16 protein-coding genes are annotated in these 22,033 nt (G+C 49.1%); 6 read left to right on the forward strand and 10 right to left on the reverse strand.

Annotation, left to right across the window (positions count from 1 at the left end):
* The first annotated feature begins 15 nt into the window (after positions 1 to 15).
* Positions 16 to 870, forward strand: coding sequence for a type I methionyl aminopeptidase (map, locus tag DW947_RS01565; protein ID WP_005828329.1), 855 nt, complete (start codon positions 16 to 18; stop codon positions 868 to 870).
* A gap of 21 nt (positions 871 to 891) precedes the next feature.
* The gene (locus DW947_RS01570; RefSeq protein ID WP_008663263.1) at positions 892 to 2,124 is read left to right on the forward strand and encodes a DNA recombination protein RmuC; all 1,233 of its coding nucleotides are present in this window, start codon (positions 892 to 894) and stop codon (positions 2,122 to 2,124) included.
* 263 nt (positions 2,125 to 2,387) lie between these two features.
* Here the strand turns inward: DW947_RS01570 and nqrF are convergent, their stop codons facing one another.
* From nqrF to DW947_RS01605, 7 genes are all read right to left on the reverse strand, one after another.
* Positions 2,388 to 3,662, reverse strand: a complete 1,275-nt coding sequence (nqrF, locus tag DW947_RS01575; protein ID WP_016272690.1) for an NADH:ubiquinone reductase (Na(+)-transporting) subunit F — start codon at positions 3,660 to 3,662, stop codon at positions 2,388 to 2,390.
* A gap of 17 nt (positions 3,663 to 3,679) precedes the next feature.
* Complete coding sequence (nqrE, locus tag DW947_RS01580) at positions 3,680 to 4,306, reverse strand: NADH:ubiquinone reductase (Na(+)-transporting) subunit E (protein ID WP_005828321.1); 627 nt, start codon at positions 4,304 to 4,306, stop codon at positions 3,680 to 3,682.
* Between the two features lie 113 nt (positions 4,307 to 4,419).
* Positions 4,420 to 5,058 carry an NADH:ubiquinone reductase (Na(+)-transporting) subunit D gene (locus DW947_RS01585; protein WP_005836455.1) on the reverse strand — a complete coding sequence of 213 codons (639 nt, stop codon included), beginning with the start codon at positions 5,056 to 5,058 and terminating at the stop codon, positions 4,420 to 4,422.
* Positions 5,059 to 5,062: 4 nt separating this feature from the next.
* Positions 5,063 to 5,752 carry a Na(+)-translocating NADH-quinone reductase subunit C gene (locus DW947_RS01590; RefSeq protein ID WP_008663259.1) on the reverse strand — a complete coding sequence of 230 codons (690 nt, stop codon included), beginning with the start codon at positions 5,750 to 5,752 and terminating at the stop codon, positions 5,063 to 5,065.
* A gap of 14 nt (positions 5,753 to 5,766) precedes the next feature.
* Positions 5,767 to 6,936 carry an NADH:ubiquinone reductase (Na(+)-transporting) subunit B gene (locus DW947_RS01595; protein ID WP_005828314.1) on the reverse strand — a complete coding sequence of 390 codons (1,170 nt, stop codon included), beginning with the start codon at positions 6,934 to 6,936 and terminating at the stop codon, positions 5,767 to 5,769.
* Positions 6,937 to 6,989: 53 nt separating this feature from the next.
* Positions 6,990 to 8,339 carry a Na(+)-translocating NADH-quinone reductase subunit A gene (locus DW947_RS01600; protein ID WP_008663256.1) on the reverse strand — a complete coding sequence of 450 codons (1,350 nt, stop codon included), beginning with the start codon at positions 8,337 to 8,339 and terminating at the stop codon, positions 6,990 to 6,992.
* 227 nt (positions 8,340 to 8,566) lie between these two features.
* Positions 8,567 to 9,967 carry a C1 family peptidase gene (locus tag DW947_RS01605; protein ID WP_005828311.1) on the reverse strand — a complete coding sequence of 467 codons (1,401 nt, stop codon included), beginning with the start codon at positions 9,965 to 9,967 and terminating at the stop codon, positions 8,567 to 8,569.
* 159 nt (positions 9,968 to 10,126) lie between these two features.
* On the opposite strand from DW947_RS01605, the gene DW947_RS01610 reads away from it, so the two are divergent.
* The 3 genes from DW947_RS01610 to DW947_RS01620 all read left to right on the forward strand — a co-directional run bounded on the left by DW947_RS01610 (position 10,127) and on the right by DW947_RS01620 (position 15,474).
* Entirely contained in the window at positions 10,127 to 11,329 is a 1,203-nt protein-coding gene (locus DW947_RS01610) for a BamA/TamA family outer membrane protein (RefSeq protein ID WP_005828308.1), read from the forward strand.
* A 247-nt stretch (positions 11,330 to 11,576) separates the two neighbouring features.
* On the forward strand, positions 11,577 to 12,767 hold the full coding sequence (locus DW947_RS01615; protein ID WP_005828306.1) for a glycosyltransferase family 2 protein: 1,191 nt from the start codon (positions 11,577 to 11,579) through the stop codon (positions 12,765 to 12,767).
* 16 nt (positions 12,768 to 12,783) lie between these two features.
* A complete protein-coding gene (locus tag DW947_RS01620; RefSeq protein WP_005828305.1) occupies positions 12,784 to 15,474 on the forward strand; it encodes an ATP-binding protein in 2,691 nt (896 codons plus the stop codon).
* A 23-nt stretch (positions 15,475 to 15,497) separates the two neighbouring features.
* Here DW947_RS01620 and DW947_RS01625 read toward each other — a convergent pair whose 3' ends face one another.
* Positions 15,498 to 17,273, reverse strand: coding sequence for a biotin/lipoyl-binding protein (locus tag DW947_RS01625; protein ID WP_025835515.1), 1,776 nt, complete (start codon positions 17,271 to 17,273; stop codon positions 15,498 to 15,500).
* 144 nt (positions 17,274 to 17,417) lie between these two features.
* Positions 17,418 to 17,921 carry an RNA polymerase sigma factor gene (locus DW947_RS01630; protein ID WP_005828302.1) on the reverse strand — a complete coding sequence of 168 codons (504 nt, stop codon included), beginning with the start codon at positions 17,919 to 17,921 and terminating at the stop codon, positions 17,418 to 17,420.
* Between the two features lie 272 nt (positions 17,922 to 18,193).
* Here DW947_RS01630 and DW947_RS01635 point away from each other — a divergent pair, with 272 nt between their 5' ends.
* Complete coding sequence (locus tag DW947_RS01635) at positions 18,194 to 21,097, forward strand: M16 family metallopeptidase (protein WP_005828298.1); 2,904 nt, start codon at positions 18,194 to 18,196, stop codon at positions 21,095 to 21,097.
* A 188-nt stretch (positions 21,098 to 21,285) separates the two neighbouring features.
* On the opposite strand, the gene DW947_RS01640 is transcribed toward DW947_RS01635, so the two are convergent.
* Entirely contained in the window at positions 21,286 to 21,912 is a 627-nt protein-coding gene (locus DW947_RS01640; protein WP_005836440.1) for a trimeric intracellular cation channel family protein, read from the reverse strand.
* Positions 21,913 to 22,033 lie beyond the last annotated feature (121 nt).

The following is a 22,033-nucleotide window of genomic DNA, read 5'->3' on the forward strand; positions in this document are numbered from 1 at the left end:
AAAAAAGAAAAGACAATGAAAAAGTTCATGAAAGGAGTCCGGTTTACTCCTAAAAACTATTCCGACGAAGTAGAAGCCAAAATTCAACATTATAAGAAAGAAGGATATAAACTGCCGATGCGAAGCGCACTCCGCACCGAGGAGCAGTTGGCCGGTATCCGCGCAAGCGCTAAAATCAACACTGCCCTGCTGGATTATCTCTCCGAGAACATTCGCGAAGGCATGTCCACAGCTGAAATTGACCATATGGTGTATTGCTTCACCACAGACCACGACGCCATCCCCGCCCCCTTCATGTACGAAGGCTTCCCCAAAAGTGTGTGTACCAGCATCAACGATGTAGTGTGCCACGGCATTCCCAGCACCAGGGAATTCCTGAAAAGCGGTGATATTGTAAATGTCGATGTATCCACCATTTACAAAGGTTACTTTGCCGACGCATCACGCATGTTCATGATTGGCGAAGTCAGCCCCGACATGCAGAGACTGGTACAGGTCACCAAAGAATGCCGTGACATAGGCATACAGACCGCACAGCCCTGGGCACGCCTCGGTGACGTAGGCGCCGCCATCCAGGAGCATGCGGAAAAGAACGGATACAGCGTGGTACGCGACCTCTGCGGACATGGCTGCGGCGTCAAGTTCCACGAAGAACCGGATGTGGAACACTTCGGCAAACGTGGTACGGGCATGCTGATAGTGCCGGGCATGACGTTCACCATCGAACCGATGATTAACATGGGAAGCTACGAAGTCTTTATCGACGAAGCCGACGGATGGACCGTCTGCACAGACGACGGACTGCCTTCTGCCCAATGGGAAAGCCAAATCCTGATTACTGAAGACGGAAACGAAATATTGACACAATAAGGCGGACACTTCAAAACACCTATGGAGATAGTATTACTGATTATAGGGATAATCATCGGAACCGTAGTCGGCTATCTGGCGGCAGACCGCAAGTCTGCCGCACTGAGGGCAGAAATCAGCGGGACAAAGAAGGAAATAGAATTATTGAAGCTGCAGAAGGAAGAAGCCGAAGCGTTGCACAAGCGCATGAACACCGAGTTCGAGAATCTCTCCAACCGTATCTTCCAGAGCAAAGCCGAAGACTTTACCAGGCTGAATACCGAACACCTGGGCAATCTGCTCCGCCCGCTGGGCGATAACCTGAAGGACTTCCGCCAAAAGGTGGAACAAGTATACAGCACCGAAGCCAAAGAACGCTTCTCGCTGGGTGAACGCATCAAGGAACTGATGGAGCTGAACAACCGCCTCAGCGAAGATGCCAACAACTTGACCCGTGCCCTGAAAGGAGACTCCAAAATGCAAGGCAACTGGGGCGAAATGATTCTGGAACGTCTGTTGCAAGCCTCCGGACTGATTGAAGGCGAACACTACTTCCGCCAGGAGTTTCTAAAAGACGAACGGGGCGAAGCCATCATCAACGAGGAAAGCGGGCAGAAGATGCAGCCCGACATCATCGTGAAGTACCCCGACGAACGGGAAATGATTATCGACTCCAAAGTGTCGCTGACTGCCTATGCTGCCTACACCTCTGCCGAAAGCAAGGAGGAGCAGGCACACTTCCTGAAAGCACACCTGCAATCCGTCCGCGCCCATATCGACGAGCTCAGCCATAAAGACTACTCGCATTATGACGCCCAATCACCGGATTTCGTTATGATGTTCATCCCCACCGAAGGTGCCTACCTCCTCGCCATCCAAAGTGATGCCCACCTCTGGGAATATGCCTACAACAAAAAGGTGGTACTGATGAGCCCCACCAACCTGATTAGTGCCCTGCGCCTCTCGCTCGACCTTTGGAAGAAGGAGAACCAGGTAAAGAATGTGCAGGCCATCATCAAGCGCGGCACCATCTTATATGAAAAGATTGCAGGCTTTACCGATACCTTCCTCGGTATCGGCGACCGGTTGGCCAGTCTGCAAAGGGATTACGACAAAGCCTTCAACCAGCTCTCGGACGGTAACGGCAGCGTAGTGCGCCAAGCCGAAATGCTGAAAGGCATGAGCCTCACTCCCAAGAAACGCATTTCTCCAAGATTGCTGCCCAAAGACACCATTCAAGAAGAAACAGAAGAGGAAAACAATAACATTCAATAAAACATCCAACATGAAAACTCTGAAAGACCGCATTCTCCTTCACCAAGAACCGTTCATACGAGGTCTGTGTCAGCAGGAAGTACCACCGGAGAAGTAACAGCCATTCTGGCAAATGCACTGATTCATATCAAGGAATAAAGAAAAAGCGACGAAGAATCCACTCCACTTTCTTTCATTAGAGAGGAAATGCCCCGAACAAAAAACTCCGGCAAAGCCCTGAAGGACAAGCCGGAGTTTTTTTATCTCAAGACGGACAAGGAAGATTATCCGCCAAAGTTATCGAACATCAGGTTCTGAGCCGGAACGCCGAGGTCGTCGAGCATCTTCTCAACAGCTTTCGACATCGGACCGGGACCGCACATGTAGTATTCGATGTCTTCGGGAGCTTCGTGGTCTTTCAAGTAAGTCTCGTAAATTACGTTGTGTACGAAGCCCGGAGTGTACTTCACGCCCGCTGCATCGGCTGCCGGATCGGGACGGTCCAGTGCAAGATGGAACTTGAAGTTGGGGAAATCCTTTTCAATCTGCAGGAAGTCTTCCAGATAGAACACTTCATTCAATGCACGTGCACCGTAGAAGTAATTCATCACGCGGTCTGTAGTGTGCAGCGTCTTCGTCATGTGCATAATCTGTGCACGCAACGGAGCCATACCGGCACCACCGCCGACCCACATCATCTCCTTCTTGGAGTCGAATATCGGATGGAAGTCTCCGTAAGGGCCACTCATGGTTACCTTATCACCCGGTTTCAGGGTAAAGATATAAGAAGAAGCGATACCCGGCATTACATCCATGAAGCCCGGGCCCTGGTCTTTCGGCTTGAACGGAGGCGTGGCGATACGTACCGTCAGCATAATGCGGTCGCCTTCGGCAGGATAGTTGGCCATAGAATAGGCACGGATGGTTTCTTCGTCATTGCGGCACTTCAAGCCCAGCAGACCGAATTTCTCCCATGCAGGCAGATACTCATCACCGATAAGGCTCTTGTCGATGTCCTTATCATAATCCATCGAATATTTAGGAATCTTAATCTGCGCATAAGAACCCGGAACGAAATCCATGTGCTCGCCTTTGGGCAATGCAACGATGAACTCTTTGATGAACGTAGCCACATTCTTGTTGGAGATAACCTCGCACTCCCACTCTTTTACGCCCAGTACGCTTTCGGGAACCTTGATGGCCATATCGCCTTTCACTTTCACCTGGCAACCCAGACGCCAGTGATCTTGTATTTGCTTACGGCTGAAGTGCGGAGTCTCAGAAGGCAAGATTTCACCCCCACCTTCCATTACCTGGCATTTGCACTGTCCGCAGGAACCTTTACCACCGCAAGCGGAGGAAAGGAACACACCGTTTACAGACAGCGTATTCAGCAATGTAGAACCGGAAGCTACGTCCAGTTCCTTGTCGCCATTGATAGTCAGTTTTACATTACCCGAAGGCACCAAGAAATTCTTGGCAACCAGCAGGATAACAACAAGCAGGATGACAACCACGAGGAATACTCCAATGCTTGCTAATATCATATTCATATCCATTGTTTTATTCCTTTCTTTTAGATGTTCAAACCAGAGAAACACATAAATGCCATTGCCATCAGACCTACAGTGATAAACGTGATGCCCAGTCCTTTCAGTGGAGCCGGAACGTCAGAATAGGCCATTTTCTCACGGATGGCAGCCAAGCCTACGATAGCCAGCAACCAACCGATACCGGAGCCCAACGCATAAGAGACAGCATCAGCAATGCCACCGATGAATTTCGGGTCGCTCTCACCCAGCGTGATGCGCTGCTGCATGAAAAGAGAAGCACCCATGATGGCACAGTTTACAGCAATCAGCGGCAGGAAGATACCCAGTGAAGCATACAGCGAAGGGCTAAAACGCTCTACAATCATTTCCACCAACTGAACGATAGCTGCGATTACAGCAATGAAAAGAATAAAGCTCAAGAAGCTGAGGTCAACGCCTTCAATGATTGCGTTGGCAGCCAGCACCTTTGTCTGCAATAAATAGTTGACCGGAAGCGTAACCACCAACACGAAAGTTACGGCGATACCCAGTCCTACGGCAGTCTTCACATTCTTCGATACGGCAAGGTAAGAACACATACCGAGGAAGAACGCGAATATCATGTTGTCCACAAAGATAGAGCGGACGAATAAACTTATTAAATGTTCCATATCTCTTCGATAAATTAAGAATTAAAGAATTAAAGAATTAAAGCAATGAGAACTTGTACTGCAGCAGAGCAGCCCATTTTTCATTCTTTCATTTTTCATTCTTCATTTATTTATTACTGCTTTTCCTGCAATTCTTTGTGACGTGCACGCTGATACCAGATGATGCAAGCGCAGAGAATCAACGCCATTGGCGGCATCAGCATCAAGCCGTTGTTCACATAGCCCAACTTCTGCAGAGGTTCATAGTTCAAGATGTTGAAACCGAGCAGCGTTCCCGAACCCAGAAGCTCGCGGAAGAAGGCTACGATTACCAGAATCTTGGCATATCCCAAACCATTACCCACACCGTCAAGGAAAGATTCCCAGGGACCGTTCTGCATGGCAAATGCTTCCAAGCGTCCCATCAGGATACAGTTGGTAATAATCAGACCTACATATACAGAAAGCTGCACACTTACATCGTAAGCAAAAGCTTTCAGAATCTCACTTACAATAGTTACCAACGCGGCAACAACCACCAGCTGAACGATGATACGGATACGGTTGGGTATCGTCTTGCGCAGCAGTGAAATCACTACATTGGAGAATGCTGTAATCACCGTCACTGAAAGCCCCATCACAATGGCAGGCTCCAGTTTGGCAGTAACAGCCAAAGCAGAACAGATACCCAATACCTGCACGGTAACGGGGTTGTTCAGTCCCAGCGGAGTAGAGAATACTTCTTTATTCTTCTTTGAAAACAATTGTCCCATATTCTTATTCCTCCTCATTATTATTAGTTAAAAAGTTCTTGTAGCTGCTCAGACAAGCCTTCAACATGGCATCCACACCTACAGAAGTGATGGTACCACCGGAAATGCCGTCCACCTGATAGTCAGGTTTCTCTACCTTGCCGTTCTTCACAACACCGAGGACTACCTCGCCGTTCTCCAACGTTTTCTTGCCGGAGAACTCTCCCTGGAAATGCGTGCTGGCGATTTCGGCACCCAGACCCGGAGTCTCACTGGCATGAGAGAAGTAAACACCATAAACGGTATCCTTGTCGCTGTTCAGCGCAACATATCCCCAGATAGCGCCCCAAAGACCGGCACCGTAAACGGGAAATACATATTTCTTCTCACCGTCAACCTCTGCCACGAATACGTGCAGACGGTTATTTTCTTTGGCTTCCTTCTCGTAAGCGGTAGCAAATGCACCGGTATTCTCTGTCAGAGTACCGTCAACGTTCATCAGCATATCGCCCTTTACATATTTATTATATTCAGCTTCGGCATCCTTCACGTCCTTGATGTTGAGTGCAGCAAGAATCTGCTTCTTCGTGTCAAGTTCCACATTCTTGTTCTGCGTCTCGCGCAAGGAAGAACTTACGAATGCCAGCAGGAATGCAACGATAACAACCATTACCGAAGCATAAATGATAGTATAACTATTACTATTGGTATTCATTTCTTTTCCGGTATTTAATTGTTAGACTTGATTGCACGTTTTTCGCGACGGCTGATGTTACCCTGTACCACACAGTAGTCAATCAGCGGAGCGAAGATATTCATCAGCAGGATGGCAAGCATCATACCTTCGGGGTAACCGGGATTGAGCACACGGATAATGATAGCCATGGCACCAATCAGGAATCCGAAGATGTACTTACCAGTCTCTGTACGTGCCGATGTAACGGGGTCGGTAGCCATGAACACGGCACCGAAGCAGAAACCGCCCAGCACGAGGTGTTCGTACCAAGGCATCTGTGCCATCGGAGTGTCGGGACCGATTGCATTGAACACCCATGCCATGAAGGCACCGCCTACGAATACGGAGAACATCGTTTTCCAGCTTGCAATGCCCGTCCACAACAGCAGAATGGCACCCAGAGCGATGGCGATAACGCTTGTCTCACCGATGGAACCCGGAATAAGGCCGGTCACCATGTCCCAGGAGAACTCCGGAACGGCGCCCGAGGTAGCGGCTGCACCCAACGGAGTAGCTACCGTCAGACCATCTACCGACTGTCCCAGACCGAAGATACTGTCGCCCGATACCCAAACGGCATCACCGGACATCTTCGTAGGATAGGCGAAGAATAAGAATGCACGGGTAATCAAAGCTACGTTGAACACGTTCATACCCGTACCACCGAATACTTCCTTAGCAAAAATTACAGAGAATGCAGTAGCCACCGCCAGAATCCACAACGGGCAGTCTACCGGAACAATCATCGGAATCAAGATACCGGAAACCAAGAAGCCTTCCTGAATCTCCTCCTTCTTCCACTGAGCCACTACGAACTCAATGCCGAGACCTACTACATAAGATACAATGATTTTTGGCAATACAGCCAGAAAACCGTAGATGAACATTTCCCAGAAGCCTCCGGCAGCACCGGTAGCGTGGAAATGCTGGTAACCTACGTTATACATACCGAACAGCAGCGCCGGTACTAACGCAATGACCACCATCGACATGATGCGTTTGCTGTCAATGGAGTCGTGAATATGCGTTCCCGATTTCGAAGTGGCATTGGGCACGAACAGGAATGTTTCGAAGCCATCAAACACCGAACGAAATGCGTGGAATTTGCCGCCTTCCTCAAAGTTCGGCTTTATCTTGTCGAGATAATTTCTTAACGCTTTCATTAATATATTTACGATTTTACGATTTACAATTTACGATTTGCCATACGCCCCGATTATGCCATTTCGGCACGAAGCATATCGAGCCCTGCACGTACGATGCGCTGCACTTCCACTTTGGAAGAACATACGAATTCGCAGAGAGCGAAGTCTTCGGGAGCTACTTCGTAGATGCCCAGAGCCTCCATACGGTCGATGTCACCTGCAATGATTGCTTTCACCAAGTATTCGGGGAAGATGTCCATCGGAAATACGCGGTCGTATTCGTTGGACATAATCATGTGACGTTCACCACCCTTGATACGGGCATCTATCACATATTCCTTCTTGCCCATCAACCAGCTGAAGTAAGAGCGGTTGACGCTGAACTGATTGAAACGCGGCATAATCCAACCCAACATTTCATGGATTTCATCTCCTTCGGGAATAACGGTCAATTGGCTGTCGAAAGAGCCGAGGAAGCCGTTCGGAGAAACTTTCTTACCGGTCAGCACGTTGCCGCTGATGTAGCGGAGGTCTTTGTCGGTAGTCACGTTACCTTTGAAAACGTTCGTCAACAGAGCGCCGACTTTCAGCTTGCAATAAGCGGGTTTCAACACTTCGGAACCCGTTACAGCCACCGTACGGGTCATGTCCACACGACCGGTATTCATCAGACGTCCGATGAAGAGTACGGCTTCGGCACTGATGGTCCAGACCGTTTCACTCTTCACTACCGGAGAGATGTGGTTAATCTGTACACCCACGTTGCCTGCCGGATGTGGTCCGTCAAAAGCTGTTACGGTAACGTTCTTTGCCTGCACAAGAGCAGCAGACTTTTGTTTTACACTAATACCCAGATACGTCTTTGCCATCTTTGACAAAGCGTCGAGTCCCGTCTGGAAGTTTGCTTCTTCTCCCTTCAGCGCGAATTCAAAATCGGGAGCCAGCGGATTGCTGTCGAAAGCCGAAATGAAGATAGCTTTCGGAGTTACCGTCGGATCAGCGATAACGTCGTACGGACGTTGGCGGATGAAAGCGAACATACCTGCTTGCAAAAGAGCTTCTTTTACTTGCTGGCCGCTCATCTTGGACGGGTCCATCTTGCCGAATTCCTCATAGTCTTGCTCAGTGGCAGCCTCTACGACGATGTTCAGCACCTTGCGGCGTGCACCACGCTCCACGCTTGTCACTACGCCGCTAACGGGCGAAACAAATTTCAATTCAGGATGATTCTTGTCGATAAACAAGGGTCCCCCGGCCATCACATATTCCTGCTCTTTGACCACCACTTTCGGAGTGATGCCTGTATAGTCATCGGGAACCAGCGAATAGAATCCCGGTTCCTTAACAGACACAAGTTCCTGGGCAGCAGCGCCTTTCAGGTTGATGTCAAGGCCTTTACGTAACTTAATTACATTTGCCATGCGTTTATTTAAAATAATGGTTTCATTAATTTGCCGCAAAAGTAGCAAAAAAGAACGTGAATAAAGAGTAAAAAAGAAAGGAATTACGGAGAAATTTCCGTAATCCCTTTCGTTAACGAACACGAGAACAAGGATTAGGGGTTAAGAATTAGGGATTAATACCCTGCGGAATCATAGTGCAGCCCACTAATCCTTAATCCTTAATCCCTAACCCCTAATCCTTATCATCACTTTTCTTCAGCGAACATCGGGTCCCATGCCGGCAGGCAGACGGGCTTTTGTTTAAACAGTTCCATCACTTTGGCGGGAACATACTTTGTCTCCACTACCAGACGGAACATGTATTCATTGAACCACTCGTCGGTCATGATGAGATGTCCCTGATAACCGGAAGCGGCTCCCCAACTGTTCTCTACCATCCATTTTACGGGCTTTCCGTCTTTGTTCAAGTCAACGGCCATCAAGGTCATGGCGTGGGAAGAGCCACTGGAGAAAGTCTGGATACGTTGCTTCTTGTCCATCCCGAAGGTGGTGCCCATCAGTGATTCGTAGTCATAGTTTTTCACATCGAGCAGACCGCGTTCGGAGTTCAGGAACTTGCCCACATCGCAAGAGAAGTACATCATGGTGCTGTCCTTCAAGGAGGCAATGGCCATCTCTTTGATGTCCTCTACGGGCAGGTTGACATAAGTCCAGTTCTTGCCGTCGTAACGGTGGCGGTCATAGTCTATTTCATAGCACTTGTAATACTCGCGACTGGGGTCGTTCATCAGCATTACGTAGTTGGTCAGCAGTTGTTTGTCTCCATATTTCTCAAGGAAAGACATGGGAGTGTGATGCTCTGTCTCCACAGGATTACCCTTGGCATCGTGGCGGACATAGTCGAACTCCGTGGGAGGTACACCGAGGTTCAGCACCAGCATGCGGTAGATGGTTCCGAGCATCGTAGTTTTCTCCTTCTCCAGAGCTTCGGGCTTGGCACCGGCGGCAGCCATGTCACGCAGTTGCAGACCATACTCTTTCAGCTTCAGAGAGATGAGGTTGGCCATGCGGGAGGTATTTTCACTGCTGTTTGTTTCGGGCATGGCATCTTTGGGAACAAGGCCGTATTTGGAAACAATGTCGGCCACACCGGTAAAGGTACCCCCATCGCTCAGCGGATGCTGGAAGAGCCATTCTACGGTCTTATCAGTCAGGGGACTCTTGGAGGTGTCGATGATGCCTTGCAAGAAGAGGTTTGCCTTCTCCAACTGGTCCCAGAAGAAGGGATAGACTTCGGAGAACTCGAAAGACTGGAAACCGTATTCGGCAAGAGTCTTGGCACGCATCACATTCAGCCCCGTAAACAGCCAGCAGCGGCCAGACGACTTCTGGTCGGTGATGCCTTTGGATTCTACCTTGATGGAGAAGTGGGTATCCATGCCCTGCATATTCTCCTGGTTGAGTGCCAGTTTACGGATGTCATTATTGCCTATGGCATTGCGGAGCGCCTTGTCGGCAGCCGTGCCTTGATAACTTTGCTTGATTTGTCCAAGCATTTCGGGGCTGATACCCCCTTTTCCCTCTTGTGCCTGCACAGAGAACAGTGCGGCACTCAGAACAATTACAGATAAAAATCGTTTCTTCATTCAGATTATGTGTTTTTAGTTATTGATGTCTTGCTTCGTGAAGCAGACAAAAGTAATGTCTTTTTTGATAATTTTAGTGACATCTTTAGATTTATTATCTATTACAGTGAAAACTATTCGGGATAAAATAGTTTCCTTTGCACCCACATTTCGTACGACATGAAAAGATATATACTAAGCATTATCGCACTGGTGCTGTTCGCCACCACCTTTTATGCCCAGGAACAGACTGCGGCCGCCACAAACGACAGCGTTCCTGCACTGACCAAAAAAGAACTACGCAAGCAAAAGGTAGCGCGTCGGAATCTGCATTACAATATTCTGGGCGGACCCAGCTACACCCCCGACTTCGGTGCCGTGCTGGGAGGAAGCGCCCTAATGACCTTCCGTATGAACCCCAGCGACACCACGCAGCTGCGCTCCGTAGTGCCCATGGCCATCGCCTTCATGTTCAACGGTGGCATCAATCTCTTCTCCAAACCGCAACTCTTCTTTAAGGGCGACCGTTTCCGTATCTTCGGAAAGTTCAGCTATAAAAATACGGAAGAAAACTTTTACGGCATCGGCTATAATACCAATAAAGATTATGTACGAAGCGACAGTACCAGCAAATACCGGTACAGCGGCGTGCAAATCAACCCCTGGTTCCTTTTCCGACTGGGCAACAGCAATATCTTTGCCGGACCTCAAATCGACATCAATTACGACCACTTGACGGAGCCCGGCAAGTTCTTGGTGGACGAACCCTCGTACAAAGAGGCAGGCGGTACGGCTAATGGCTATAACAACTTCAACTCCGGCCTCGGTTTCCTGCTGACATACGACAGCCGTGACGTCCCTGCCAACGCCTACCGTGGTATGTATCTGGATTTCCGCGGCATGATGTACGCCAAGTTCATCGGCAGCGACCAGACCTTCTACCGCCTAGAGATAGACTACCGCCAATACAAGTCACTGGGCAAGCGCAGGGTGCTCGCGTGGACGGCACAGACCAAGAACGTGTTCGGTGACGTCCCTCTGACGCAATATGCCCTCACCGGAACGCCTTTCGACCTGCGCGGCTACTACATGGGGCAATATCGCGACAAGTCCTCGCATGTGGTCATGGCAGAGTACAGACAGATGCTCAATACCGACCGCAGCACTTGGGTGAAGCGGATGCTCAACCACATAGGTTTTGTAGCCTGGACCGGCTGCGGCTTCATGGGCCCCACTCCCGGCAAGATAGAGGGTGTACTGCCCAACTATGGTGTAGGTCTACGCATTGAGGTACAGCCACGCATGAACGTCCGCCTGGATTTAGGCAAAAACACGGTAAACAACCAGATGTTGTTTTACTTCAATATGACAGAAGCGTTTTGAGTAACGCCCTGCCTACCTGCCCATCCCTTTCCTATGGAGAATGATGATTGAAAGCCTTTAATCGCCTCTCACTCACAAGGTTATTCAAGCTCACCTCTATAGGAAGCCCACTTCCTTATAACATCGGAACACCTTGAGAAACAAACATTTTATTTTTCTTTTCTTTTTCTTGCATCGGTAAAAGATTATCCATACTTTTGGCAATCACATTTCTTTTTATCAAAAAAGAAAGCAAACGAGCGGATACATGAAAGCCCTTGAAGTACTCTTCTGGATAAGTTTATTCATAGTGTTCTATACTTATATAGGATATGGTATACTATTATATATCCTGGTCAAGATAAAAGAATGTTTCCGTAAGCCTGCGCCCCGTCCGATGCCTGCCGACGATGCTTTACCCCCATTGACGCTATTTATCGCCGCCTACAACGAAGAAGATGTAGTGGATGAAAAAATGCACAACTGCCTGGAGCTGGATTATCCCGCCGACAAGCTACGCATCCTCTGGGTGACCGACGGCAGCAACGACCATACCAACGAACGCCTCTCCCACTGGCCGCAAGCCATCGTCCTCCACCAACCCCAACGCCAAGGCAAGACAGCCGCCCTGAACCGCGGTATACATTTCGTAGAAACGCCCCTTGTCGTGTTCACCGATGCCAATACTCACCTCAACCGCGAAGCCCTGCGGGAGATAGTGCACGCCTTCACCGACCCTAAAGTGGGATGCGTGGCAGGCGAAAAACGTATCGCCGTGCAAAGCAAGGACAATGCTGCCTCGGGGGGAGAAGGGCTATACTGGAAATACGAATCCACCCTCAAAGCGCTCGACGCACGCCTCTATTCGGCAGTAGGCGCAGCGGGTGAACTGTTTGCCGTGCGCCGCGAGCTGTTCGAGGAAATGCAGACAGATACGCTGCTCGACGACTTCATACTCTCCCTGCGCATCGTCATGCAGGGACACACCATTGCCTATTGTGCCAATGCCTATGCCGTAGAAAGCGGCTCGGCAGACATGCGCGAGGAAGAAAAGCGCAAGGTGCGCATCGCTGCCGGGGGCTTGCAGTCCATCTGGCGGCTGCGTCCGCTGCTCAACCCATTCCGTTACGGCACATTCTGTTTCCAATATATTTCCCACCGGGTGCTGCGCTGGTCGCTCACTCCTATCCTATTGTTCCTATTGCTTCCCCTCAACACAATTCTCATCTTTACGACAAGCACGCCATTACTGTATGCCATCATCTGGCTGTTACAAGCTCTTTTCTACCTCATGGGAAGTTGGGGGTACTACCTTTCAATGAAGCATATAAAAAACAAGATACTTTTCATCCCCTACTATTTCCTCTTCATGAACGTCAACGTCATACGAGGATTCAACTACCTGCACAAGCGCACAGGCAATGCAAGCGGCGCATGGGAGAAGGCCAGAAGGGCATGAAACTAATACTGTAAGAATGAAAAACATTTTGAAACAAGCTGAAAACGCTGAGAGACTGTTGAAGCTGACGTCCGACACCATGATTCTTCTGGACAAAGACGGTATTTGTGTGGATATTGCAGTTTACAACATCAATCTCTGGTTCTTGAAGGAAGACCAGTTGCTGGGCAAGAATCTGTTCCAACTAATGCCCTTATCCACTTATAACCAAATCTATCCGGACTTTAAAAAAGTACTGACGCACAAAATACGCTCTATCCATAACTACGAAATGGCCCTAAACGGTACCAATTATTTTTTCAAGTGCATCATGTCCCCTTTTGACGGAATGGTACTCTGCCAATACCGCGACATCACGGAACGCAGCCAGCGCAAGCTGGAACTCGAAAGAAAAAACCAAGAGCTGAATGAAATCCAAAAAGCTGCGCTTATCGGAAACTGGCAATACGATTCAGACACCAAGAACTTCAAATATGCCGGACACACCAATATCCTATGCACAGAGGAGACACAAGAAATCAATCTGAACGACTATCTGAAACTGATACTTCCCGAAGACCGGAAATCTTTCACCAACTGGCTGAAAGAAAACCTGAAAGGGAAAATGGAAAACAGTGTGGACTATCGCATCCTGCTCCAGGAAAAGATTTTCTATATACGTCTCAAGGCCTTTGCACGCGAATATCATAAAGACAAAAATACCATTCTGGAAGGATATATACAGAATATCACCGACATTCAGCAACGGCGCAACGACATCAACCTGCTGACGCATGCCATCGACAACTCCACCGAAGATATTTACTCGGCACACGAAGACGGTACACTGATATTCGGCAACCGCTGCTTCAAGGAGCGGCATGGCATCGGCAATACCCAAGACATCACGAAACTGAAAATATACGACTTGCCTTCGTATGGAAGAGACAAAAAATCGTGGAAAGAATTTGCAGAATGTGTCAAACGCGGAGAAACCTCCCAAGGCTATATTGTTCACAATCCGTTGCCACTGCGTCCGGAAGTACTCGCCATAGAAGGAAACGCCTATTGGGTGACGAGTGACAAAGGCGAAGGGACGGTCTGGACTTTCGGAAGGGATGTATCCACACGCATCCGGCATGAGCAACAAATCAAACAGTTCTACCTGATTTTGGACAAAATCATCGAAAACCTCCCGGCAGGCATTGTTGTGAAGGACATCAACAACAACTTCAAGTACCTCTACCGCAACCGCGAATCGTATAACCGCGAAATCCCCATACAAGAGGCATTGGGAAAGGACGACTTCGATTTTTATCCTCTGGAGACTGCTCAGGAAAAGAGGGCGCAAGACATCGAAATAGCCAGAACCGGCAAAGAGATGCACTGGATTGCGGAAGAACGCGACGGAAACGGAAATCCCATCTATCTGGACAAACGGAAGATGAAGATTGAAAGCAACGACTTCTCCCCCATCCTGCTGAACATCGAATGGGACATCACGGAAATGGAACAGATGAAACGGGAACTGCTCGTAGCCAAGGAGAAAGCCGAGACCTCCGACCGGCTCAAATCTGCCTTTCTCGCCAACATGAGCCACGAGATACGCACACCGCTCAATGCCATTGTAGGCTTCTCACGAATTATTGCCGAAAGTACCGACGAGGAAGAACGGCTAGGCTATTACGAAATAGTGGAATCGAACAACGAACGCCTGCTCCAGCTCATTAACGAAATCCTCGACTTATCAAAAATAGAATCGGGCATCGTGGAGTTCACCATCACGCCCGTACGCCTCCATCCACTCTGCAAGGAGATACACGACGCACATATTTTCCGCTGTCCCGAAGGAGTGGAACTGATATACGAACCCTCTGACGAGAATATCGTGATTGACGGAGACAAGAACCGGATTTTCCAGGTCATTTCCAATCTGATAGGCAATGCCTTCAAGTTCACCACCAGCGGGCACATCAGTTACGGGTATCGCCGGGAAGGCAAGTATGTAGCATTCCACGTCACCGATACGGGTATGGGCATTGCACCGGACAAGGTGGACCGGGTATTCGAACGTTTCGTCAAGGTGAACAACTTTGCCCAGGGCACCGGATTGGGACTTTCTATCTGCAAAACCATCATCGAACGTCTGGGTGGCAACATATCCGTCACTTCAGAGGTGGGTAAAGGCACCACATTTACTTTTGTTCTCCCGCTGGAATCCACCAGCAAAACAGAGGCGGAAAAGAAAGAAGAGGACAACCAGGAAACGACAGCAGAGACACACTCCACAGAGCAGAGGGGCAAAAATGCAGCCCCCGGAGATTCCCCGAAGAATGAAGAGGTCGGAGCACTCCCTACCCCTCCTTTCAAGACCATCCTGATTGCCGAAGATACAGAAAGCAACTTCATCCTAATTAACGCCATTTTAGGCCGACTCTATCGGCTGAAACATGCCAAAGACGGCATGGAAGCCGTAACGATGTTCGAGGAAGTCCACCCCGACCTCATCTTGATGGACATGAAAATGCCCAACCTTGGCGGAATCGACGCCACTCGCATCATCCGTGAACTGGTACCGGACGTCCCCATCATCGCCCTTACAGCCTATGCCTACGAGCACGACAAGCAAGCTGCCCTGGAAGCAGGTTGCAACGACTTCCTTACCAAACCCTTCACTCAAGAAGTGCTGAAGGAAACCATCAAGAAATGGCTGGATGATAAAGGATGACTGAAAAACAGTCATCCTCCACTTTATGCAAAAATATCACTTCGCTGGATATAAGCAATCACATCCCCTTTATTGACCACATCCCCTTGCTTGGCACAGACTTCCACCACACGTCCGGTAAATCCGGTCCATATCTTCTCGTATTCGCCCCACGGCGTAGAGATGTAGCAGAACACCTCATCATGCTGGTACTTGCGTCCGATGAAAGGAGCAGAAGAAGGACCTTCGACGGAAACCTCCCAAAGCACTTGCCCCTTGGAAGGCGCGATTATCGGGTCTGCCTTGGCACGCTTCAGCTTCTTGATTTCTTCTTCCGAGTATCCGTTTTTGGCCATTGCCGCATCCTTGGCACGCTGCAGGTCATCCTCAAAACGTTTCTTGGCAACGCCGGATTTATAGTCGCGATACTGTCGGTCGTGCATGGCAAGCTCGAAGAGTTCCTCGTCATCATCGCCATATTCCCAACCGTTTTCGTCCATCTCTTTCCGGTATGTATCCAGAGCATCCGGGTAGTTCAGCTGCGGGTCCGTATCCACGAACTCAAAGCCTTTGGACTTGGCCAGTTCCACTATCTCGGGCGCTAAAGTACCGGGGAGGCGTCCGCTCTTGCCCAAAATCATGTCCCACGTATGGTTGTCTATCATCGTCCAACGCTCCTCTCCCTTTACCTGCTGCATGAGGTTCATCAAAGCCACATTCTTCACATACTGGCTGAAAGGAGTCACCAAAGGAGGATAACCCAGCTTGGGCCATACATATTCCACTTCGTCGAACAGCATGACGAGCAGGTCGTCCAGACTGAGTTCCGGCTCGTTCTTACCGCGCAGTATCATGTTGATGCCGGAATGCACTCCCTTCAAGTCGGCCATCATGGAGCCCATCATGCCACCCGGCAAACCGCACTTCAGCAAGAGTGAGGACATATGTTTATTGGTGGGGTCCATGAAATAACCCAAGAACTCGTCAATGAACTCCTGCGTCATGGCACGGGCTTTCATGTAGGCTTTCATGTTTATGTCGGGCACTTGGAAACCCAGGTCTTTCAGCATGGCCTGCACGGAGATGATGTCCGGATGAACCTTGCCCCACGACATGGGTTCCATCGCCACATCGATGATGTCGGCACCGTTCTCACAGACTTCGAGAATGGAAGCCATGGAAAGTCCGGGACCGCTATGCCCGTGGTATTGTATCAGCACATCGGGGTGCTTCTCCTTAATGGTTCTGACAAGCTGTCCCAGCATACCCGGACGTCCGATGCCCGCCATATCCTTCAAGCAGATTTCAGGTGCCCCGGCTTCAATCAACCGGTCGGCAATACTGGCATAGTATTCCACCGTATGGACGGGAGAATACGTGATGCAGAGCGTAGCCTGCGGTATCATGCCCGCTTCCAGAGCATATTTGATAGAAGGAATTATATTCCGCGTCTCGTTCAATCCGCAGAAGATACGGGTAATGTCCACACCCTGGGCATGCTTCACCTTGTACATCAGCCGGCGCACATCTGCCGGAACGGGATACATGCGCAGTGCATTTAGCCCGCGGTCGAGCATATGCGTCTGTATGCCTGCTTCCCTAAAAGGTGCGGTAAAGGCGCGTACAGCCTTGTTGGGATTTTCACCATACAGAAGGTTTACCTGCTCAAAAGCTCCTCCGTTTGTTTCAACGCGTGCAAAACAACCCATTTCAACTATCAACGGAGCAATACGTACCAACTGGTCTACCCGGGGTTGATACTTACCGGACGACTGCCACATGTCCCGGTAAACAAGACTGAATTTAATTTCCTTTTTCATCATAGTCAATAATAAGAGATTTTCCTTCGGTTAACTTAACATATACAAATATAAAGGATTATTCTGACATATAGTCAAGAACAACCCTTAAAAATTCATCATAAGCAATATGTTATATATCATATTGCTACTATCAAATTATTATCAGATGAAATCTTTCAATTCATCCTGCAACTTCTGGCGCGTAAAGAAGATGCGGCTTTTCACCGTTCCGAGCGGAAGGCCGAGGCGTTCGGCAATCTCGCGGTACTTGAAACCGGACACATGCATGGAGAAAGGGACTTTATAGTCGCGTGGAAGGGCATTGACGATGCGATGCATTTCTTTCAGGTCGTAGGCACCCTCGGTACTGGCAAAACCAGAGTCCTGGGGCATGCTGAGGTGATACTGATTGTCCGTCTGGTCCACAAAAGTCTGTTCGCGAACTATTTTCCGGTAATTATTGATAAAGATGTTGCGCATAATGGTATACATCCAACCTCTGAAATTGGTGTCGGGTTCAAATTTGTCTTCGTTATCCAAAGCCTTGAGAGATGTCTCTTGCAACAAATCATTCGCTTCTTCCCGGTCGGCTGTCAACTTGTATGCAAAGCGAAGCAGTTCTTCTTGCACTGCAAGTAAATCTTTTCTAAAACTGTAAGTATTCATACTTTGCTCAATTTTTAAATAGTTAATAATGGTTTAGGTTTTACGATTGCAAGTATAAGGAAGATTTGAAGCCCCGGGGGACGGAATACGATTTTTATTAGGGGTGAAAACTATCATTTGACAGTTTACACCCCCCTCTCTGATAGTTTGCGGGTGATATTATATACTGAAAACCATCATTTTTCCGAAGATTTCGTAAATGTTACGTGATTTTTTTATAGCTTTGCCTACATATAGGAAAACACTTTTATTACATAAAAACACTTTATTTTATGAAATCATTTCAATTTAAGTCACTTCTTCTGCTGGCTGCCCTTATCATTTCCCTGCCCTCCTTTGGACAAGGACTGAAGGCTTTCAAGCTGAAGAACGGTCTTTCCGTATATATATGGGAAGATGAATCCAAATCGGACGTGTTCGGACTGGTAGGCGTACGTGCCGGTTCCATCAACGACCCCGAAGAGTACACGGGACTTGCACACTACCTGGAGCACGTCATGTTTAAAGGAACAGACAAGATAGGCGCGCTGAACTGGACGGAAGAAGAACCGATCTACAAGGAAATCATCGCCAAGTACGACCAGATGGCCGAAGAAGCCGACCCGGCAAAAAAAGAAGCCATCAGCAAGGAAATCAATGAGCTGACCGTCAAAGCTGGAAAATTGGGACTTCCCAACGAATACTCCAACCTGATGGAAAGCATGGGTGCCAAAGGGGTGAATGCAGGCACCTACTATGACTGGACCTTCTATCACAGCTCCTTCCCTGCCTATCAGATAAACAAATGGCTGGAAATCTCCTCACAACGTTTCCTGCATCCCGTATTCCGTTCCTTCCAGTCGGAGCTGGAAAACGTGTACGAAGAATATAACCGTTCACAAGATGACCAGGGACGTGCACAGAACCAGTTCGTGATGGAGAAAGCTTTTGAGGGACATCCTTACTCCCGTTCCATCATCGGCCTGCCCGAACATCTGAAGAATCCCCGCCTGAGCAAGCTGATTGAATTTTACGAACAATGGTATGTCCCCGAAAACATGGTACTGGTACTCGTAGGAAACATCAAAGCCCAACAAATCAGCGGACGCATCAATGCCGCCTTCGGACGTCTGGCTGCCAAGCCCGCACCCGAGCGCAAGGTCTACCAGAACCTCGAAATAAAGGGCCGCAAACAGTATTCGGCTAAAGTAGGATTCTACCCGCAAGTGGCAATGGTATTCAATGGAGTACCTGCCGGACATCCCGACGAAGACGCTCTGGACATCGCCCTGGCACTGCTGAACAACAACAGTCAGACCGGAACTATGGACAAGCTGGTACTGGACGGTGAACTGACCAGCGCCGGAGCCTACACCCGTACTTTCCGCGAACAAGGACGCGCCATCGTAGCGGCCATTCCCCTCTACGACGAAAACCAGCGCCGTTTCGAGTCTACCAAGAGCGCCGAAAAGAAAGCCTTGAAAGCCATCCAGCAAATCGCCAACGGAGAATTCGAGGACTGGAAAATTGATGCCATCAAAGCCGAGAAATGCCGCCAGTTCGACCTGGAAATGGAGTCGAACGAGGACAAGGCCATGATACTGATGAACGCCTTCTACAACGAGCAGGACTTGGGCGACATACTCAATTACAAGGACAAGATTATGGCCATCACCACTGACGACATCAAGCGAGTAGCCAAGAAATATCTGTCAGACAATTACCTGGCCCTATATATCGAAAAAGGAAAGCCTGACAAGAACGCCAAGATTGAGAAGCCGGGTTACAAACCCGTAGAACCTCCGATAGGAAAAGAATCGCTCTATGCAACACAATTCAAAAACCTGCCCATCGGACAGATGGAGGAGAAATTCGCAGACTACGGCGAAGTGCAAATCAAGCAACTGAACGACCGTTCAAAGATGTACTACACACCCAACAAGGAGAATAACGTATTCCAGTTGGTTGTACAATACGGAGCCGGTGAACGCGAATTCCCAAAACTTGGCTATGCCGCCCAGTTGATGAACAACGCAGGCATCATGGGGGCCTACGAACCGCAAGAGTTGAAAGAAGAACTCAGCAAGCTGAACGCAACCTGCCACGTGACAGCCGATGATGACAACCTCTACATCATCATGGAGGGCTACGAAGCCACCCTGCCGCAAGCCTGCCAGCTACTTTCACGCCAGATTTTGATGCCAAAACTGGACGAAAAGCAACTGGCACGTCTGAAAGGTTCGGCAATGGGTATGCGCCAGCAGCGCAAAGACAACGTCAGCATCCTGAACGAAGCACTGCGACAGTACATGCTCTACGGAGAGAAATCAGACTACATCAAGGAGCTGACCGACAAGGAGATTTACGAATTACAGATTTCAGAACTGACGGGCGACATCAACCGTGCCTCCAACTACGAGGCAAAGGTGTTCTTTACCGGAACACTCCCCTTCGACCAAGTATACGACATTCTGAGCAAGAACCTCCCGTTGGTGGCCAACGAACGCCCGTCCAACTCCCCGCAGGCAAAGGACATGATGCCGGTGACCGAAAACACCGTCTACTTCCTGCCTAACAACGATGCAGAACAAGCCCAAATCCACCTCTACATCCCGATGCAGAAGGCTGACAAAAAGGACGACGTGCTGCGTAGCGCATTCAACCAATACTTCGGCCTTGACTTCACCGGCATCGTTCTGAACGAAATCCGCGAAAAACGCTCCATGGCCTACACAGCCTACGCATTCGTCGGCACGCAAGGCATAGCCGGAAAAGCAAGCTATCTGCGCGGCTATATCGGTACCCAGAACGACAAGGCAAACGATGCACTGGACGTGCTGATGGGTCTCGTCAACGACATGCCGAAGAATCCGGAACGTATCGACAACATCAAGAGCTACCTCCGCCAAGCCATGCTGACCAGTCACCCCAGCTTCCGCAACAAAGCCATGGAACTGGTAGACTTGGGCTACAGAGGCTACACGGACGACCCAGCAAAGGAAAACCTGCCGAAAGTAGATGCACTGACCTTTGACGACATCGTGAAATTCTACGAAGAGAACATCAAAGACAAACCTTACTGCATTTCCATCATGGGCAACCCTAAGAACATTGACCTGAAGCGGCTGGAAAAATTCGGCAAGGTAGTGAAACTGAACGAACGCAAACTTTTCAACACGAAGGATGCATTGTTCTAACCTTGTTTTATCCCCTTAGCAATCCCATCCTCTTTCCCCCTTATCAGGGGAACGAGGAATATGAAAGATTCCCCGACATTTCGGTTCCAAATGCCGGGGAATCTTATATTTAACACCTGAAGTTCTTTTGCACATTGCCCGGAATTTCACCGGAAAATCCCTGAGATTCTCAGACAGCAGATAACGGACTACCCTTCCTGCTCCTCTTCATTGCCCGAAAGGATAGGCAGGCAAATCCTATACTTCACCGCCAGTATGCGGGTAACGAACACCGTCACACCGCCCACAATCTGACACACGAAAGACTCCATCCCCAGAAGATGGCACATCCAGTAGAAGGTTCCTCCCACCACACAAGCCATCGCATAAATCTCCTTCCGGAATATCAGCGGAATTTCGTTAATGAATACGTCACGTATCACACCTCCCGCAGCCCCGGTGATGCTGCCCATAATGATGGCCACCCAGAAGGGATAGCCCAGCGCGATGCTCTTGCCCACGCCGACCACCGTGAACAGTGCCAGGCCGATACTGTCGAATATGAAGAACGTATTGTGCAGATGGATGAGATGTTTACCGAAGAGGATGACCCACAACAAGGCCAGTCCGGTACAAATCAAGTAAATGGGATCCGTCATCCAGCCCGGGGTGACGTCCAGCAACAGGTCGCGTATCGTACCGCCGCCAATGGCCGTCACAAAACCCACCACATACGCTCCAAACCAGTCGAACCGCTTGGCCGAGGCCAGGCGTATGCCACTGATGGCAAAGGCAAATGTGCCAATGAAATCGAGTATCTGAACAAATGTTGGCATTATCACTTTGAGAATTAAAAATTAAAAATTATAAATTAAACATTGAATAAGTGTGTATTTTCAACAGACACTCTGAAAATAATAGGCAAAGTAACAAATAATTTCCCTAAGAAAACGTATT

The organism is Bacteroides sp. AM44-19 (genome assembly GCF_003603395.1).
Lineage (GTDB): Bacteria > Bacteroidota > Bacteroidia > Bacteroidales > Bacteroidaceae > Bacteroides > Bacteroides uniformis.

Excerpts from the sequence above, each read along its gene's own strand:
- DW947_RS01640 (WP_005836440.1), bottom strand. The coding sequence starts at position 21,912 with ATGCCAACATTTGTTCAGATACTCGATTTCATTGGCACATTTGCCTTT.
- DW947_RS01620 (WP_005828305.1), top strand. The coding sequence starts at position 12,784 with ATGAAAAACATTTTGAAACAAGCTGAAAACGCTGAGAGACTGTTGAAG.
- nqrE (WP_005828321.1), bottom strand. The coding sequence starts at position 4,306 with ATGGAACATTTAATAAGTTTATTCGTCCGCTCTATCTTTGTGGACAAC.
- DW947_RS01590 (WP_008663259.1), bottom strand. The coding sequence starts at position 5,752 with ATGAATACCAATAGTAATAGTTATACTATCATTTATGCTTCGGTAATG.
- DW947_RS01630 (WP_005828302.1), bottom strand. The coding sequence starts at position 17,921 with ATGAATACTTACAGTTTTAGAAAAGATTTACTTGCAGTGCAAGAAGAA.
- DW947_RS01625 (WP_025835515.1), bottom strand. The coding sequence starts at position 17,273 with ATGAAAAAGGAAATTAAATTCAGTCTTGTTTACCGGGACATGTGGCAG.
- DW947_RS01585 (WP_005836455.1), bottom strand. The coding sequence starts at position 5,058 with ATGGGACAATTGTTTTCAAAGAAGAATAAAGAAGTATTCTCTACTCCG.
- DW947_RS01615 (WP_005828306.1), top strand. The coding sequence starts at position 11,577 with ATGAAAGCCCTTGAAGTACTCTTCTGGATAAGTTTATTCATAGTGTTC.
- DW947_RS01605 (WP_005828311.1), bottom strand. The coding sequence starts at position 9,967 with ATGAAGAAACGATTTTTATCTGTAATTGTTCTGAGTGCCGCACTGTTC.
- DW947_RS01595 (WP_005828314.1), bottom strand. The coding sequence starts at position 6,936 with ATGAAAGCGTTAAGAAATTATCTCGACAAGATAAAGCCGAACTTTGAG.
- DW947_RS01600 (WP_008663256.1), bottom strand. The coding sequence starts at position 8,339 with ATGGCAAATGTAATTAAGTTACGTAAAGGCCTTGACATCAACCTGAAA.
- DW947_RS01635 (WP_005828298.1), top strand. The coding sequence starts at position 18,194 with ATGAAATCATTTCAATTTAAGTCACTTCTTCTGCTGGCTGCCCTTATC.
- DW947_RS01610 (WP_005828308.1), top strand. The coding sequence starts at position 10,127 with ATGAAAAGATATATACTAAGCATTATCGCACTGGTGCTGTTCGCCACC.
- nqrF (WP_016272690.1), bottom strand. The coding sequence starts at position 3,662 with ATGGATATGAATATGATATTAGCAAGCATTGGAGTATTCCTCGTGGTT.
- map (WP_005828329.1), top strand. The coding sequence starts at position 16 with ATGAAAAAGTTCATGAAAGGAGTCCGGTTTACTCCTAAAAACTATTCC.
- DW947_RS01570 (WP_008663263.1), top strand. The coding sequence starts at position 892 with ATGGAGATAGTATTACTGATTATAGGGATAATCATCGGAACCGTAGTC.